The 16,219-nt window shown below is 32.3% G+C and carries 17 protein-coding genes; 4 read left to right on the top strand and 13 right to left on the bottom strand.

Going from position 1 to position 16,219, the window contains the following annotated elements; genetic code table 11:
- The 12 genes from AC2A1C_RS08670 to AC2A1C_RS08615 all read right to left on the bottom strand — a co-directional run.
- The coding region (locus AC2A1C_RS08670; RefSeq protein WP_484025312.1) for a hypothetical protein at positions 1-423 on the bottom strand (423 nt) is incomplete at its 3' end.
- Between the two features lie 45 nt (positions 424-468).
- Positions 469-606: a hypothetical protein gene (locus AC2A1C_RS08665; protein WP_484025311.1), complete on the bottom strand. Its 138-nt coding sequence runs from the start codon at positions 604-606 to the stop codon at positions 469-471.
- A gap of 57 nt (positions 607-663) precedes the next feature.
- The gene (locus tag AC2A1C_RS08660) at positions 664-1,407 is read right to left on the bottom strand and encodes a lysostaphin resistance A-like protein (RefSeq protein WP_484025310.1); all 744 of its coding nucleotides are present in this window, start codon (positions 1,405-1,407) and stop codon (positions 664-666) included.
- A 138-nt stretch (positions 1,408-1,545) separates the two neighbouring features.
- Positions 1,546-1,938: a VOC family protein gene (locus AC2A1C_RS08655; RefSeq protein WP_484025309.1), complete on the bottom strand. Its 393-nt coding sequence runs from the start codon at positions 1,936-1,938 to the stop codon at positions 1,546-1,548.
- 91 nt (positions 1,939-2,029) lie between these two features.
- Entirely contained in the window at positions 2,030-2,554 is a 525-nt protein-coding gene (locus AC2A1C_RS08650; protein WP_484025308.1) for a DinB family protein, read from the bottom strand.
- Positions 2,555-2,619: 65 nt separating this feature from the next.
- Positions 2,620-3,078, bottom strand: coding sequence for a pyridoxamine 5'-phosphate oxidase family protein (locus AC2A1C_RS08645; protein ID WP_484025307.1), 459 nt, complete (start codon positions 3,076-3,078; stop codon positions 2,620-2,622).
- Between the two features lie 215 nt (positions 3,079-3,293).
- Positions 3,294-3,770 (bottom strand): GNAT family N-acetyltransferase, encoded by a 477-nt coding sequence (locus AC2A1C_RS08640; protein WP_484025306.1) that lies wholly within the window; start codon positions 3,768-3,770, stop codon positions 3,294-3,296.
- Between the two features lie 204 nt (positions 3,771-3,974).
- Positions 3,975-5,900, bottom strand: coding sequence for a T9SS type A sorting domain-containing protein (locus AC2A1C_RS08635; protein WP_484025305.1), 1,926 nt, complete (start codon positions 5,898-5,900; stop codon positions 3,975-3,977).
- A 66-nt stretch (positions 5,901-5,966) separates the two neighbouring features.
- Positions 5,967-6,425, bottom strand: coding sequence for an SRPBCC domain-containing protein (locus AC2A1C_RS08630; protein ID WP_484025303.1), 459 nt, complete (start codon positions 6,423-6,425; stop codon positions 5,967-5,969).
- 340 nt (positions 6,426-6,765) lie between these two features.
- The gene (locus AC2A1C_RS08625; protein ID WP_484025301.1) at positions 6,766-7,635 is read right to left on the bottom strand and encodes a restriction endonuclease; all 870 of its coding nucleotides are present in this window, start codon (positions 7,633-7,635) and stop codon (positions 6,766-6,768) included.
- 384 nt (positions 7,636-8,019) lie between these two features.
- A complete protein-coding gene (locus tag AC2A1C_RS08620) occupies positions 8,020-9,366 on the bottom strand; it encodes an ammonium transporter (protein ID WP_484025300.1) in 1,347 nt (448 codons plus the stop codon).
- Between the two features lie 108 nt (positions 9,367-9,474).
- Positions 9,475-10,224, bottom strand: a complete 750-nt coding sequence (locus tag AC2A1C_RS08615) for a glycerophosphodiester phosphodiesterase (protein WP_484025298.1) — start codon at positions 10,222-10,224, stop codon at positions 9,475-9,477.
- 217 nt (positions 10,225-10,441) lie between these two features.
- Here AC2A1C_RS08615 and ligA point away from each other — a divergent pair, with 217 nt between their 5' ends.
- Complete coding sequence (ligA, locus tag AC2A1C_RS08610; protein WP_484025296.1) at positions 10,442-12,442, top strand: NAD-dependent DNA ligase LigA; 2,001 nt, start codon at positions 10,442-10,444, stop codon at positions 12,440-12,442.
- A gap of 66 nt (positions 12,443-12,508) precedes the next feature.
- Here ligA and AC2A1C_RS08605 read toward each other — a convergent pair whose 3' ends face one another.
- Positions 12,509-12,970 carry a hypothetical protein gene (locus tag AC2A1C_RS08605; RefSeq protein WP_484025294.1) on the bottom strand — a complete coding sequence of 154 codons (462 nt, stop codon included), beginning with the start codon at positions 12,968-12,970 and terminating at the stop codon, positions 12,509-12,511.
- Between the two features lie 135 nt (positions 12,971-13,105).
- On the opposite strand from AC2A1C_RS08605, the gene AC2A1C_RS08600 reads away from it, so the two are divergent.
- Genes AC2A1C_RS08600 through AC2A1C_RS08590 form a run of 3 tightly spaced genes read left to right on the top strand, consistent with a single transcriptional unit; the run spans position 13,106 to position 16,152 of the window.
- Entirely contained in the window at positions 13,106-13,531 is a 426-nt protein-coding gene (locus AC2A1C_RS08600) for a Fur family transcriptional regulator (protein ID WP_484025292.1), read from the top strand.
- A gap of 54 nt (positions 13,532-13,585) precedes the next feature.
- Positions 13,586-14,185, top strand: a complete 600-nt coding sequence (locus tag AC2A1C_RS08595) for a methyltransferase family protein (protein WP_484025290.1) — start codon at positions 13,586-13,588, stop codon at positions 14,183-14,185.
- A complete protein-coding gene (locus AC2A1C_RS08590; RefSeq protein WP_484025289.1) occupies positions 14,182-16,152 on the top strand; it encodes a heavy metal translocating P-type ATPase in 1,971 nt (656 codons plus the stop codon). The genes AC2A1C_RS08595 and AC2A1C_RS08590 overlap by 4 nt, the downstream gene beginning before the upstream one ends.
- The last annotated feature ends 67 nt before the right edge of the window (positions 16,153-16,219 follow it).

The raw sequence follows: 16,219 nt of genomic DNA, 5'->3' as shown, positions 1-16,219 counted from the left end.
TTTCCATAAATATACTTCATAAAAATCTTCTCCTTCTAAGCCTGTTTCATCTAAAGTATCTAAATTACCATAACAAATTCTTGTTCTGTATATTCCATTATCCACAGGTACTCGGAATGCATCCGGAAAATATTCTGTACAGCCTACAACAACAATTTTTCCTGATTTAATCTCCAAATCACATTCATTAATTAAATTATAATTCTCAAAATGCATATCTGAAGGTTCTGTATCTAAAATTTGTAATTTAACAGGAACATTCATATTTCTTGCTGTTCCTACACCAATTATTCCATCAGATATTGCAATCATATTTTCAACGGCAAAATCAGTCCAATGTTCTGCTAAATTAATTTCAGATTTTTCATCTTGAATATAGAATTGAAAATAATCAGCAAAAATATCTAAATTGTATTCTTTCATTTGTATTCTTTTTTTAAGATGTTTTTACATATAATTTTTTCATCATTAATGTGTCTGTTTTCTGTTTTCAAAATTGAAATCTATTTGAATTTCATTTTCATTGAATTCAATACCCACATCATATTTTTTTTCAATTTTTTTGTTGATAAATTTCCGAAATGAGGTAAAGTGTATTTTTGCCATTTTGTTGTTTTCCAGCCGCCGGAAGCAAAACTTTTGTTTTACTATATTTCTTGTCCATTATAGCAGATAAAATATACAATAAATCATACCTAAATTAAATGCAGAATGACAAAGTATCGCACCTAAGATAGAGTCTGTCTTCTTTCGGAAAGCAAAAAATAATACACTCACTAAAAACATACTTATTACCCAAATTATAGTTGGAATAGTAAAAAAATCCCATTTATTATTAATGAAAACCAAGCCGAAATGTGAAATGTGAGTTAATGCAAATGCTGAACCGTCAACTATTGATGCTTTTTTTTCTCCAATTGATTTCGCAAAACCTGAATGTACAATACCTCTGAAAAACAGCTCTTCTCCAATTGGGCTAAAAGTCATCCCTGTTATTGCCATAATAGCAAACATTATATTTTTGTCAGTTTGAGTTATGTTCGTTGGAATTTTATATGATTTTCCAATATATTGATACCAATTTTGGTACGAATTGCCATACAAGAATTGTCCTAAAAAATGAAGTAATATGCTTGCAATTAGTCCACATACAAAAGCAATTAACAGCCATTTATAATTTTTTGGTTTTGTAATACCTATCTCTTTACGTCCATATTTGGTCAGAAATAGAAATGGTGCAATAGCAGAGATTGTCATTATTAGACCAATAGAACCATAACTTCCGGAAGAGTTTGCATTTAGCACCAAAATAAATCGGGGAATACACACAATGAGAATTAGGAAAAGTCCAAATTTCCAATTAAATTCAAAAAACTTGCTCCAAAACGATTTTAATTCTCTGTTCATACATTTAACTTTTTATCATACTTTTTTGTCTGCTTAAATGGTCTTTATTATTGCGTTCAAAAGTAAGCCATCTTAAATCGTTTTTAAAAATGGTCATTTCTTTTGAAAATAATAAGCTGTGCTTCATCTTATTTTGCCCTACAATTTTTCTGCAAATGCAATAATGTGTCCGTCAATATCAGCAAAATAGCAAACTTTATCACCCCAATTTCTTTCTTGAATCGGACTTATGATTTTTGCTCCAATTTTTGTTGCGTTTTCAAATTCGAGTTCAATATTATCAACGTAAAAATATAGTTCACATCTTGGTATTCCGTTTCCTTGGTCTGGATGAGGTGTTTTGTCCAAAAGTATTTTTGCAATTCCTTTATTCGGCATTAGTCCCAATTTGCAGTTTTCTGCAAGTATAAATTCTGTCATACCAGAAACATTCAAATCCGGATCATTCCGGAATAGTTTTGTGTAAAAGTCGGTACTTGCTTGTTGGTCTTGTACATAAAGTATGGTTTCTATGAGTTGAATATGTTTCATTTATAAGTGAAATTTGGTCAGAAAGTATTTGTAAATTTTTATCTGTCATTGTAGTTTTAAAACCTAATATTTCCTTTTCTGAATGTTAGCATCAGTATTTTTCATTCAAATATTTTGTTTTTATAAAATTACAATGATGCAAATTATGTCCAATAGTCATAAAACCAAGTGTCCTTGCAGTAAAAACGGCTTTATTTGCTGTTCCTTTATAGTCCAACATTTCTTTCGTCATAGTTTTAAAAAGAGCAATAGTTGATTTTCTTACATTCTCATACTCTTCTTTTAAATCAGTCAGGTTTTGTTCAACTCTTTTAATACTGTCAATATATTGGTTTTCATCAAAACCTGATAATTCAGTAGTATCAAATCGTGAAAAACGTAATGCTCTATATATGTATACTCTTTCGCAGTCAATAATATGTCTTATCACTTCTTTTGTTGTCCATTTATTTGGTTGATAGGAATAATTTTCTTTTTCGGGTGTAATCAGTCTAAATAATTCTTGTGTTACCTGATAGCTTTTTTCAAGTTCAGTTAGCAAATCATCCGTTTCAACCAAGTCAAAAAAGTAATGGCAATATTGTGGTGCATCTTTGTAAATTGTTTTGTCTGTCATTTCAATTTTATCAATTTTTGTAATGTTTCGTTAAAGCTGCTACTAATATTGCGTGGCTAACTTTATCAAATAGGTTTTACTTTGTATGTCATCATTGCACTTTCAATTTGGCTTTCTTCTGTCATTTCAGGATACAAATAATAACTTGGTGCAACAATTTTTTCCACTTCTTTTATTTCAATTTCAATTATTGATTTAATTGGGAATTTATCTGTAAATAAATTTGTAATGATTTTTAGTTTTGCATCGTATTCAGTGTCTGTAGTATCAATAATTTTTGCTGTTCCTCTTAATTTAAATCCTTTTTGAACGAAGATATCCAAAAAACTTATGCATACATTGGAATTTGCATGGATGTTTTGAATGGTGTTTGGTGAAGCGATATTTGCAACCAATAATACGGAGTCGTCGTATAAAGCAAACATTTCTTTTGGCGAAACATTGGGCTCGTTTTGCTGATTTACAGTGGCTAACCAACATAAAACGCTTTTTTCAATATATTTTCTTACTTCGTTGGTTATCATTTTTAATTATTCAGTTTTTGTAAAATTAGTCATTTTGTTGGGTTTATAGTCCTGAATGTTTTAGCTTTTGTAGCAGATTTTAGTATAAGTTCGATAAAAATTCTAATATTGAACCTTTGCAAATGTTTTTATTCGCTCAATCAATGATTTTCATAAAAGCACTTCAACCGATGTATTACCAAACCTATATTGTTGCAGATTTTTGTAATTTATTTTTAAACCAAATACTTAGTGTAAAAAATAGTATCTAATGTGTTTATTGTAAAGTCAGATGGCAATTCAGTTATATTGCATTTAGCAAATCCGTGCTTTTCATAGAATCGTTGTGCTGCTGAAAATTGTGCCATTGTTCCTAGATAAATTCGTTTGTGCTTGTTTTGTATCGCCCAATGTGTTAAAGTGTCTAAAAGTAAGTTACTTATGTCTTTTCCACGATATGCTTTTTCCACAAACATAGATTTTAGAACAATATTTTCATTTGTTAATTTCACTGCTCCAATTGTTCCTACTACCTTATCATTATCTATTGCAACCCAAAACTTGTAGTTGGGGAGCAAAAAAACATCAATTATCTTTTTTGATTTTTCAGTGAATATTGGTTTTTCAAACTCTGATGCAATATTTTTCATCATTGCATCTATATCATTTTGATGTTTCTTTTTAAAAGGTGATATTTTAATTTTTGAGTTCATATTTTTTGATAATTATTGTTGCGTTATCAAGGCTTATCAAAGTGAGTTTAGTTGCATAGATATAGGGAAAAACAGATTTTCGATATAGTAGATTTCAAAAGAATTTCAGTGTGTTATCATAAATTTTATGTTACTTATAAAAATAAGCCTCTCTTAAATTGCTTTAAAAAAGGCTGTTTTTATACAAATTAATGAGTTGTTTTTTTATTCGATAATAATCTTTTTTGTGACAGAAATTTTGTCGTCTGATTTGATGCTTAAAAAATAGACACCACTAGAAATAGCCTTTTTATTAAATGTCAGCAGATTTTTACCCGCTTTTAAATTTCCATTAAATAGGGTAGTCACTATTTTACCCGTCATATCTATAATTTCTATTTTTACAGAATTGGTCTTTGGAATTTCAAATTCTAGACTAAACAAATCAATAATTGGATTGGGAAAAACATTCACATCGTTTTTGCTTACCTTGTCATTTTCATTTGTACTAAGATTGTTGCCTTTAATTTGTGCAATCCAATTGTTGAAGCAATTATAATTGGTATTAAATAAAGTTTGATTTGAACCATAACCTCCACTTACCCAAACTTCTGGATTTGACGGATTGTATTTGAAAGCTATACCGGTATAATCGCCCCAACGTACAGTATTTTCGTATTGAAAAGCATCTACATAATTTACACCGTTTTTTACTAAAATAGAATTCGACCAAGTCTGGTTATTATCAAATACTATTGATCGTATTTCTGGATATATACTAGCTCCACTCCTCACATAGGCAAAAATTACGGATTTGTCTGTTTGGGAAGTTGCAAAGGAAGCAACGGCTGGATACGCACAATCAAAACCAATTTCTCCATATGAATAAGATAAATTAGTTAGTGTGGATACATTCAGTCTGTTGTAATTTATTCCTGTAAAATTGGAGTTCTGATAATCGGACTGAAATACGTAATGGATTACGCCATCCAAATAAAATGCATTTAAAATTCTACAATCTCCTGTAATTAACTCAACCGGACTTCCTAATTGTAATGCATAACCCGAAGTTTCATAATCATTTTTGAATATTTGATTTCGGGTTAATTGTGGATTGGCTCCTAAATCATTCGTTATTTCGTATAAATCTACCGAATTGCCACTTGCAGGACTTTGATTTACAAAATATAATCCTGGTCCATAATTTCCTTGTTGCCCATAAGAAGCAGGAATTATTGTTTTGGGAGAACCTACTATGTTGGACCAAAGTTGCCAATTAAGATTTGTGCCAGAATATCCGTTGTTTTTGCCAATCTGATAAATGACGGATTCTGTAAAACCTGTATTGTCATTATATAGATTTCCTGTTACAAATACTTCGTTATTGGAAATTCCTAATTTAGGATAATCTAACCAGCAAGAATTATTAAGCGGATTACCGGAAAGTTTGTAAACCCACCAACCATTCAGAGGGTTGTTTGTTTTGGAAAAACTGATGATGAGTTTAGAAGTTGCAGATGTAAAACCGTGTAAAGCAATCATTACAAATCTATCGGCTTGTGAATCGTAGAATACGATAGGATCATAGATCAACTCCGTTAATGCGGGATCATTAAATAATTCCCAAAAAGAGCCCGTCCAAAGTTGGGTTCCGCTACTGTTGAAGTAAGCCACATTGCAATTGATTACAGAAACAATATTTCCATTATTGGCAATAGCTATTGTATTATCTGGTGGTGCACCTCCATTGAAAATATTAGCTTTAAAATTGGTTGCAACCGAAGGGTTCAAGGCAGAAGTAGATTCGGTTCTTTTCTCCAAATTCTGAATTTGGGCATTCGCTACTTTGTTTTTTGTTTTTTTAGCTTTCAAAATTTCAACTTCATCAGCATATTTATGCTTTTTCTCCAAATTCTTAATATTCGTGAGGAAAGGTGCGTTGTTAAAATTTGGAACTGCAAGTCCTGAACATTCTGTAGAGTATGTTTTAGAAACATTTGCTATATTTTTGGAGCTTGCATCTTTACTATTTTTACTTGGCTTCAAATACTGTGCATTTAATTGTATTGACTGACAAGCGAATACTATTGCAATAAAGTAGTATTTTAGAGTAGCGTCACGATTTGATTTAAAAGTTGTTGATTTTTTCATAAACAATATTAATTTTTAAATTAAGTAAAGTTCAACTGAAAAATTGACCGTGTCATTTATGTGTAACTATTGCTCAGAAATCTCTTTCAATTTATCCAATGCAGCCGGATAAACGCTTTTAAAATAATCCAAATATTCGTCTATTGTGTCCATATCTACCGTCAATGTTGTTATTCCATTGTTTTCCTGATATGAATAATTTTCGTGTCCGCCTGCCCATTTTTCAACTTGTTCACCATTTGTTATTTCAGTGTCGCCATCCAAAAAACCGTAATGTCTTATGGATACAAATTCGGCAGGGAGATGTTCTTCGATTTCAGAAACCATTCCGCCCTTTTTTCCATTTTCGTCCACGCCTACAAAATGAATTTTACTTCCTTTTTCCCAACTTCCTTCGTAGGTGGAAGTAGGATTAAATACCGATGTCCATTGTTCATAGGTGCTTTTGTCTTTCAAACCCAGCATTGTTTCGTATACTTTTTGAGATGTTGCATTTATCTCTTTTTTGAATTGTAGTTTTTTCATTTTATTGGTATTATTTGACTTCCAAATTTACATTTATTTTCTGTCAATAATGTTGTTTTATAATCATTTGCTAACGGTTTGTCGCTTGTTGAAGTGGCGGATTTTAGCACAAAAGTTCATTTGAAAACCAAATGTTCAATTTAGCACTGAACCCGCCATTGAGCCAAATTGATGTGCTTGTTGCACAACTCAAAAATAGTTAAAAATTTGTAACTTGCTTAAAGCTACCAAAAGGAAAAGTTCTGGCTTTCCACCAAACTTTTTAATTGTCTAAAAAACAAACCTCCATTAAATCGCTTTAAAAGAGCTTGCTTTTTTGTGTAACGGTTACCTATATTAGCTAAAGCTTTGTTGTTGCTTCTTTTATCCATTCATTTAGTTTTTCATAATCTTTTAGTTCAATTTGCCATTTATATTTATCAGCTAATTCCCAAGCTCCTTTTGTAAATTTTGAAGTTGTGATTAAACACGATTTTGTAACCTTATATTCATTGTGAGCCCACAATAATTGCCTGACAGGCTCTACACCTACTTTATTTGTCCATTTCTTTGCTTGAATTAGGTATCTTTCTGTTCCAAATGAGGAACTTTTCTTTAATGCAATTACATCAATCCCACCATCTTTTGAACCTTGTAGAACTTCAATATCAAATTCAAATTTTTCTAATATTTTAGCGAGTAATAATTCAAAGTTTCTCCAATTAATTGATTTTGCTAATTGTTCGTTACTTAATAATTCTTTATAAACTTGTAAATCTATTTCTTGTAAATTATATTTTCTTTCCCTTTCATTTGCTAACAAAATATCTTGGATTAAACTTTTTATAATTTGTGTATGATTGCTTTCCCAATCAGAATAGTCAAACCAAGAATATATTGGATTATTAAACAAAAAATTTTCTTCAGATTCTAATTCAGGGAGTATATTTTCGACATAAAAATTATCATTAAAATCAAAAATGAAATAGGGATTGTTTAATGTATCATATACTAATTTTAAAAGTGTTTCAGATAAATTTTTGCCTTTAAAATCAATATCATAATAATTGGCTAAAAGTACACTACTTCTTTCGAATTTGTTTATTTCAAGCAAATATTCTGTTCTTGAATCATAGATTAGGTGTTTTTTTAATTGTTTTCTGATATCATTTGTAATATATTCAAGAATAGAATCTATTATTTCAATATTGAGAAAATCTTTGTCTTTCACAGTTTTGTTTGATAAGATTATAGATAATACAAATGTACGTAACACAATTAAACATACAAAACTGTTAATTGGTTGATTTTCAGTATTTTATTTTCAAAATAATAAAAATTTTGCAAGAAATATTCAATTTGCACCCTTTTGTGTCACAAAAAAATCCATCTCAAAAAACTCTGAGATGGATTTTCTAAAAACAAGTTTATTGTAGAGGTTTGAAAACCAAACCACTTTCTTCAAACAAAATTTAATAACAAATAAATTGATAATCAAATATTTATTTATATTAATTATAAAAGAATTAAATCAACAAAAAAAGACTGTCTTTTTGAGACAGCCTCATAAATTTACTGTATGCAAAGGATGATACTAATCTATAGAATTGATTCTTTAAATAGTAATACATTCATCATGCTGGGAGATATCCAGTCCAAGATTTTCGGATTCTTCCGTAACTCTTAATGGGATAATGGCGTTCGTAATTTTGTACAATATAATAGAACCAAAAAATGTAAATGCCGAAACCAAAACCAATGCGATCATGTGATGAAGGAAAACCTCGAAACCACCATGAAGAAGGCTCGCATTTTCACCATGGGCAAGAATGGCGGTGAGGATCATTCCCATGATTCCACCAACACCGTGACAGGCAAATACATCAAGCGTGTCATCTATTTTTTGTAATTTTTTCCAGTTCACCATAGAATTTGAAACTACGGCAGAAATAAATCCTATAAAGATACTTTCCGGAATAGAAACAAAACCACAAGCCGGAGTAATGGCAACCAAACCAACTACAGCTCCGATACAAGCTCCCAATGCAGAAACTTTTCTTCCGTTGATTCGGTCAAAAAATATCCATGTCAGCATAGCAGAACCGGAAGCAATCGTTGTAGTTCCGAAAGCCATTGCCGCAGTTGCGTTTGCAGAAAGTGCAGAACCTGCATTGAATCCGAACCATCCAAACCAAAGCATTCCCGTTCCTAATAATACATACGGAATATTGGAAGGTTCGTGGTGCGGATTTTTTCTTTTTCCGATCACCAAAGCTCCTGCCAATGCAGCAAAACCGGCACTCATGTGAACCACCGTTCCGCCCGCAAAATCTTTTACTTTAAAAAATTTATTCAAAAGTCCGTCCGGATGCCAAACCATGTGGCAAAGTGGGGTATAGATAATTAGGCTGAACAAAACCATGAAAAGTAAGTACGAAATAAAACGAACTCTTTCGGCAAAAGATCCGGTAATCAAAGCCGGAGTAATCACGGCAAATTTCATTTGGAAAAGTGCAAATAAAATAAAAGGAATAGTTGGAGCCATTATTTTATGGGGCAAAACACCAACATGATTAAAGAAAGGATAGCTCATTGGGTTTCCAATAATTCCGTAATGTTCACCATCTATTGTAAATCCTACAGAATCTCCGAAAGAAAGCGAAAAACCAACCACCAACCATAAAATAGAAATTACACCCAAAGCAATAAAACTCTGCAACATGGTGGAGATGATGTTCTTTTTTCCCACCATTCCTCCGTAAAAAAAGGAAAGTCCGGGTGTCATGAGCAGTACAAGTCCGGCTGCTGCAAGAATCCAAGCTACATCTGCACCTACAATATTTTCCTCGCTCAAAAATTCTCCGGAATTGGGATTGTCAGTATAATTGGGCCAAAATAATCCTGCAACGGAAACTATAGCAATAATAACAAATGAAATAACCCAGCGTTTCTCGATTTTCATATTTTTTCAATTTTACCCTGCAAAATTACAAGAAAAATTGGATAAAAATATATTTTTAAATTTTCACCCCTGTATTTTTTATATTTATTTTGTTGGTAAACAGTATTCTTATTGATTTTCAATGAAAATATCGGGGGTGTTTGTAGTGACAAAATCAATTCCCATATCGGAAAGTTTTTTGAAAATTTCTAAATCATTCACTGTCCATGCATTGGTGGTCAATTCTAATTTTTTTGATTCTGAAATCCATTCCGGATGTTTTTCAAAAACGCTGTAATGATAATCTATTCCATCGATTCCTTCTGCTTTTATCTGTTCCGGAGAGAGGTTTCCTTCCAGATATTGCACTTTTGCTTTGGGATTTTGCTTTTTGATTTCTTTGCAAATATTTAAGCTAAAAGAAATATAATCGCATTGATTTTCCAGATCCAGTTTTTTCACTGCTTTAAGGACTTTGGCTACCATTTCGTTTTCCCGTTCTTGGGATTTTGTGGGTTTTATTTCTACAATTAGTTTTACCGAAGTATCTTTTTTTCCTTGTTTCAAATATTTTTTCAAGGTCGGAATTTTTTCTCCATTTGAAAGTTTCAGTTTCTTCAAATCATGATAATCAGTTTCGGAAATTTCCATCTTTCCGTGATGTTCATCATGATTTACTACGAGTTTTCCATCTTTTGACATATGAACATCGAATTCTGATCCATACACTTTTAGATTTTGGGCATTTTTCAAAGCCTGAATTGAATTTTCAGACGTTTCGGGATTGGTTTTCCAAAAGCCACGATGTGCAATAATTTTGGTTTGTGCATTCATAAATGATAGTGAAAAAAATAAAAAAATTGAAACTACAATCTTCATTAAAGTGCATTTTTTATCAATGCTAAATTAAGTATTCTGCTTCATTCAAATTTATTTGAATCTTAAAAGATTTTCTTATTCGTTTAATTTAATGATGTGAATTCTTTTTTAAAAATTAACCATAGAAAATTAGCGCAATCAATGGGGAAAAATCTTTCTCCATCAAAATTATTTTATGAAATCTTTTTAATTATTTTTGTTAAAATAAATTTTCCAGATGTCCGAGAATATTCAACAGAAAATAGAAGAATTAAGAGAAGAGCTTCATCAGCATAATTACAATTACTATATTTTGGATGAGCCCAGCATTTCCGATTTTGAATTTGATGCTTTGCTAAAAGAATTACAGGATTTGGAAGCGCAATATCCTGAATTTCATGATCCTAATTCTCCTACACTTCGCGTTGGTGGTGGTATTACAAAACATTTTCCGACTATCCAGCATCAGTTCAGAATGTATTCTTTGGATAATTCGTATGATTTTAATGATCTGGAAGATTGGGAAAAAAGAATTTTCCGTTCCATTGACGAACCGGTGGAATTTGTAGCCGAACTGAAATATGACGGCGCTTCCATTTCTATTTTATATGAAAATGGGAAACTTTCACAGGCTGTAACTCGTGGAGACGGATTTCAGGGGGATGAAATTACAGCAAATGTTCGTACCATTTCGGATGTCCCTTTAACATTGAAAGGCGATTTTCCTGAAAAATTCTATATGCGTGGCGAAATTTATCTGACTCGCAAAAATTTCGACAAAATCAATAAATCCCGTGAAGAAGAAGGTCTGGATCTTTTTATGAATCCACGAAATACAGCAAGTGGAAGTTTAAAAATTCAGGATTCTGCGGAGGTGAGAAAACGTGGGCTTTCTTCGGTTTTGTACCAGTATATTTCTGAAGAATTTCCTGTGGAAACGCATTGGGAACTGATCCATAAAGCAAAAGAGTGGGGTTTTAAAATTTCTGAACAGGCAAAATTATGTACCACTTTGGATGAAGTGAAAGAATTTATCAATTTTTGGGATAATGAACGCCACAAATTACCTTTTGAAATTGATGGTATTGTTTTGAAAGTTAATTCGTTAAACCAACAAAGACAATTGGGTTACACTGCAAAATCTCCACGTTGGGCAATGGCTTACAAATTCAAAGCAGAAAAAGTGGAAACCGAATTGCAAAGCGTAACCTATCAGGTTGGAAGAACGGGAGCAATTACACCGGTTGCCAATTTGAAGCCGGTTCTTTTGGCGGGAACTATTGTAAAACGAGCTTCACTTCATAATGAAGATATTATTAAAAAATTGGATTTGCATGAACATGATTTTGTGTACGTAGAAAAAGGAGGAGAAATTATTCCAAAAATTGTGGGAGTAAATTTGGAAAAACGAAATTCTGAAAGTTCTGAAATTCAATATATCAAAAACTGTCCGGAATGCGGAACTCCTTTAGTAAAGATTGAAGATCAGGCGATACATTTTTGTCCCAATGAAACGCATTGTCCGCCACAAGTGGTAGGAAGAATGATTCACTACGTTTCCCGAAAGGCTCTGAATATCGAAAATCTTGGAAGTGAAACCATCGAGCAACTCTACCGAGAAAAACTTATCGAGAATCCGGCAGATTTCTACACACTCACCAAAGAACAACTGCTTCCACTTGAAAGAATGGCGGAAAAATCGGCGCAGAATATTCTGGACGGAATCGAAAAATCCAAAGAAATTCCTTTTGAAAAAGTTTTGTACGGAATCGGCATCAAACACGTTGGCGAAACCGTAGCTAAAAAATTAGTGAAAAATTTTCCAACGATTGAGGACTTGAGAAATGCAACTTTGGAAGAGCTTTGTCAGGTGGAAGATATCGGAACTAAAATAGCAGAAAGTATCGTGGAATTTTTCAAAAATCCTGAAAATATTCTGATGATTGAAAGATTAAAATCTTTCGGAGTACAATTGGAAAAAGGGGAAAGTACTAATGAAATTCTCAGTAATGTTTTAGAAGGGAAGACTTTTTTGTTTACAGGAAAATTATCGCTTTTCACCCGTGAACAAGCAGAAGAAACGGTAGAAAAACATGGTGGCAAAAACATTTCCGCGGTTTCCAAAAATTTGAATTACCTGATTGTCGGCGAAAAAGCCGGTAGTAAAATGAAAAAAGCTCAGGAAATCGGAACTATTGAAATTTTGGATGAACAGCAATTTTTGGATATGCTTAAATGATACATTAAATAAATGCCTGCTGAAAAAATCAAGCAGGCATTTTTTAGGAGAAAGAAATGTATTATTTTATTGATTAGGTACTATTACAGCAATTTCATAAAGATTTCCACGCATCAGAAATTTTATTCTTTCACGGGTAGTTACGGTATTGATCTCTCCATTTCTCATGACAATAATTCTGTCTCCGGGTGCAATATTCTGGTCGGATAGCCAATCTTCGGGAGCCACATCATTTTCTTTCTCTTTGATATCTTCCAGAATTTCTTCTGCCATTTCCTGAAAACGCTTGTCATTAGAATAGACCACCGTGTATTCTGGAGGTAGCCCTATTGCAAACGTTTTTTTGTGAGCAATTAAATTTCCTGAGGAATCAGGCATCGGATTATCAGTGCCGTCAGTAAATCCAATTTCGATTAATTCACCATTATGTTCTTGAGCGTAGTTTTCTGCATCTTCAAAAGATTCAAAATTTGAGACCACGATATAATCTTTATATTTATACTTGTGTAGTCTTGCCGTATTTTTCATCGTTCTACATTTTACTATAGTTAAATTTACTTTCTTTCCATATCAGCAGAGTTACACTATTTTTTTAGAAAAATATATAATTTTAATAATGCTGATATAGTGTATTTTTGTATACATAATGGAGAATTTTTTGTGATGGAAACTAAAAGGATCGAAAATATATTAATGCGAAAAAAAATTCCTGCAACCTCAATGAGGATGCTGGTTTTGGATGTTTTTCTTAATTCTTCAAAAGCAGTTTCCCTTTCTGATTTGGAAGAAATTCTCAATCATTCTGACCGCAGTACACTATACCGAACACTCAAAACTTTTGAAAAAAAAGGATTGCTCCATAGTATTCAGGAAAATAATACAACTCAATATCTTCTTTGTAGTGACGGATGTGATGAAGGACATCACCACGATTATCATCTTCATTTTTATTGCACAGAATGTAAAAAAACAGTTTGTGTAGAAGATGTGAATTTTGAAAATATCCGGATTCCCAAAGATTATCTCATTAAGGAATTGAAATTTTTGGCCAATGGTATTTGCAAAAATTGCATGAAAAGTTTGCAATAGTGTTGCATCGTATTTTGCAATACTTTTGTATGGAATTTTAGAAATATTTTTGCTATGGACTGGTTGAGAATTTATCTTCCTGTATATTTAATTGTTTATCTTTTGATTGCATTTTTTTGGCCAAGCTATAAAACCTATAAACAGACCAAAATAAATCCCGTAACTTTTAAAAACACAGATAATTTGCATGATTATGTAGGATTTCTGATGAAAATTCTGATTGGGCTGCTGTGTATTACTGTTTTGATCTATTCCGTCTCAGAAAAAGGATATGAATTACTGATTCCCGTTTTCTATTTGGAAAAAGATATTTTTAAAATAGTGGGACTGTTCATCATGCACTTGTCATTGTTATGGATCATGATCTCTCAAAGACAAATGAGCAACAGCTGGAGAATAGGAATTGATAAAAAAAATAAAACAGCACTGGTAACCAAAGGTTTATTTTCGATCAGCAGGAATCCTGTATTTTTAGGAATGATTATGAGTGTTTTTGGACTTTTCCTGATTATTCCAAATATGATTACTTTTTTCATCACTATTGCTACATATATCGTTATTCAAATCCAGATTCGTATGGAAGAAGAGTTTCTGGAAAAGCAGCATGGTGATGATTATCTGGAATATAAGCTCAAAACAAGGAGGTTATTATGATTCATCAGGATGAAAATTTAGAAAAAAGATGCTCTTGCAATGAAGAATGTATTATTGAAAAACAAACACAGCATAATCATTCTCACGAATCTTCGAAAGGTGCTACATTTCGGCTGTTTCTTCCGTCAATAGTTTCATTTGTATTACTGATAATTGGGATTGTATTAGACCATTTCATAAAAACGAATTGGTTTTCCGGTTGGATGCAACTGTTTTTTTATATTTCAGCGTATATTCCTGTTGGCATTCCTGTAATGAAAGAGGCTGTGGAAAGTATACGTTTTGGAGATTTTTTTTCAGAATTTTTTTTGATGAGTATTGCTACTATTGGTGCTTTTGCAATAGGGAAATATCCGGAAGGTGTAGCTGTAATGCTTTTTTACTCCATTGGAGAAATTTTCCAAACATTGGCTGTACAAAAAGCAAAAAAGAATATTAAATCTTTGTTGGATCAGCGTCCGGATGAAATTACCATTTTAGAAAATGATAAACCCAAAACCATTAAAGCTGAAACAGCGCAAATCGGACAGATCATTCAATTGAAACCGGGAGAAAAATTGGCTTTGGATGGCGAATTAGTATCTGAAAATGCATCTTTCAATACTTCAGCTTTAACAGGAGAAAGCAAACCCGACACTAAAAATAAAGGCGATGAAGTTCTTGCCGGAATGATCAATCTGAATTCCGTTTCGGAAGTCAGGATAAAGAAAGAATTTAGAGATTCCAAACTTTCCAAAATTCTGGAACTGGTGCAGAATGCAACTTCACAGAAAGCTAAAACTGAATTGTTTATCCGAAAATTTGCAAAAGTTTACACGCCGATTGTTACATTTTTAGCAATAGGAATTTGCTTGTTGCCTTATTTTTTTGTGGAAAATTATGAATTTAAAATTTGGTTGTATCGGGCATTGGTATTTTTGGTGATTTCTTGTCCATGTGCTTTGGTGATCAGTATTCCGCTTGGATATTTTGGAGGAATCGGAGCCGGAAGCAGAAACGGAATTTTATTTAAAGGAAGTAATTTTCTGGATGTTTTGGCTTCTGTTCAGAATGTAGTTTTGGATAAAACCGGAACTATGACAGAAGGGGTTTTCAAAGTGAAAGATATTTTCATAGAACCAGAATTTAATAAAGAAGAAATTTTAAAATTTTTAAATCTTGTTGAAAGCAAATCTACACATCCTATTGCAACAGCCATTCACGAATATGGCGGAGAGATTGACCATTCTGTTAAATTAGAAAATGTTCAGGAAATTGCAGGACATGGTTTAAAAGCTACCATCAACGGAAAAGAATTTTTAGCCGGAAATTTTAAATTGATGGATAAATTTGGAATCAAAAGTATTATCAATCATGCAGATATTATCGATACTTTGGTCGCCATTGCTTATGATGGAAAATTTGCGGGATATGTTACCATTTCGGATCGAATAAAAGAAGATGCTGCAAAAACAATTTCCGAATTAAAAAAAATAGGGGTAAAAATTACCATGTTAAGCGGAGATAAATCTGCATTGGTACAAGAAGTGGCAAGAAAAATTGGAATTACAAACGCTTTTGGAGATTTACTTCCTGAAGAAAAAGTGAACAAAATAAATGAGATTAAATCTAAAAATGAATCCGTTGCTTTTGTAGGTGATGGAGTGAATGATGCTCCGGTTGTAGCTTTAAGCGATGTCGGAATTGCGATGGGTGGATTAGGAAGTGATGCAACGATAGAAACTGCGGATGTGGTTATTCAGGATGATAAACCTTCAAAAATTTCGATGGCCATAAAAATAGGGAAGGAAACTAAAAGAATTGTCTGGCAAAATATTGCTCTTGCTTTTAGTGTGAAAGCTATAGTTCTTATTCTTGGAGCCGGCGGTTTAGCAACAATGTGGGAGGCTGTTTTTGCGGATGTTGGTGTTGCTTTGCTTGCCATTCTGAATGCAGTGAGAATTCAGAATATGAATTTTAAAAATTAGTTTTTTTTCATATTAAAGTGATAAATTAGATTCAGTTTTTATATCGTTTTATAATGAATAAGATAGC

Source organism: Chryseobacterium sp. HNCC26DJ241 (genome assembly GCF_057180505.1).
This window is presented reverse-complemented; position numbering and strand designations above follow the sequence as displayed.

What these genes read in the sequence shown, in the direction of transcription:
- AC2A1C_RS08665 (WP_484025311.1), bottom strand. Translation starts at nt 606, where the DNA reads ATGGCAAAAATACACTTTACCTCATTTCGGAAATTTATCAACAAAAAA.
- AC2A1C_RS08660 (WP_484025310.1), bottom strand. Translation starts at nt 1,407, where the DNA reads ATGAACAGAGAATTAAAATCGTTTTGGAGCAAGTTTTTTGAATTTAAT.
- AC2A1C_RS08655 (WP_484025309.1), bottom strand. Translation starts at nt 1,938, where the DNA reads ATGAAACATATTCAACTCATAGAAACCATACTTTATGTACAAGACCAA.
- AC2A1C_RS08650 (WP_484025308.1), bottom strand. Translation starts at nt 2,554, where the DNA reads ATGACAGACAAAACAATTTACAAAGATGCACCACAATATTGCCATTAC.
- AC2A1C_RS08645 (WP_484025307.1), bottom strand. Translation starts at nt 3,078, where the DNA reads ATGATAACCAACGAAGTAAGAAAATATATTGAAAAAAGCGTTTTATGT.
- AC2A1C_RS08640 (WP_484025306.1), bottom strand. Translation starts at nt 3,770, where the DNA reads ATGAACTCAAAAATTAAAATATCACCTTTTAAAAAGAAACATCAAAAT.
- AC2A1C_RS08635 (WP_484025305.1), bottom strand. Translation starts at nt 5,900, where the DNA reads ATGAAAAAATCAACAACTTTTAAATCAAATCGTGACGCTACTCTAAAA.
- AC2A1C_RS08630 (WP_484025303.1), bottom strand. Translation starts at nt 6,425, where the DNA reads ATGAAAAAACTACAATTCAAAAAAGAGATAAATGCAACATCTCAAAAA.
- AC2A1C_RS08620 (WP_484025300.1), bottom strand. Translation starts at nt 9,366, where the DNA reads ATGAAAATCGAGAAACGCTGGGTTATTTCATTTGTTATTATTGCTATA.
- AC2A1C_RS08615 (WP_484025298.1), bottom strand. Translation starts at nt 10,224, where the DNA reads ATGAAGATTGTAGTTTCAATTTTTTTATTTTTTTCACTATCATTTATG.
- ligA (WP_484025296.1), top strand. Translation starts at nt 10,442, where the DNA reads ATGTCCGAGAATATTCAACAGAAAATAGAAGAATTAAGAGAAGAGCTT.
- AC2A1C_RS08605 (WP_484025294.1), bottom strand. Translation starts at nt 12,970, where the DNA reads ATGAAAAATACGGCAAGACTACACAAGTATAAATATAAAGATTATATC.
- AC2A1C_RS08600 (WP_484025292.1), top strand. Translation starts at nt 13,106, where the DNA reads ATGGAAACTAAAAGGATCGAAAATATATTAATGCGAAAAAAAATTCCT.
- AC2A1C_RS08595 (WP_484025290.1), top strand. Translation starts at nt 13,586, where the DNA reads ATGGACTGGTTGAGAATTTATCTTCCTGTATATTTAATTGTTTATCTT.
- AC2A1C_RS08590 (WP_484025289.1), top strand. Translation starts at nt 14,182, where the DNA reads ATGATTCATCAGGATGAAAATTTAGAAAAAAGATGCTCTTGCAATGAA.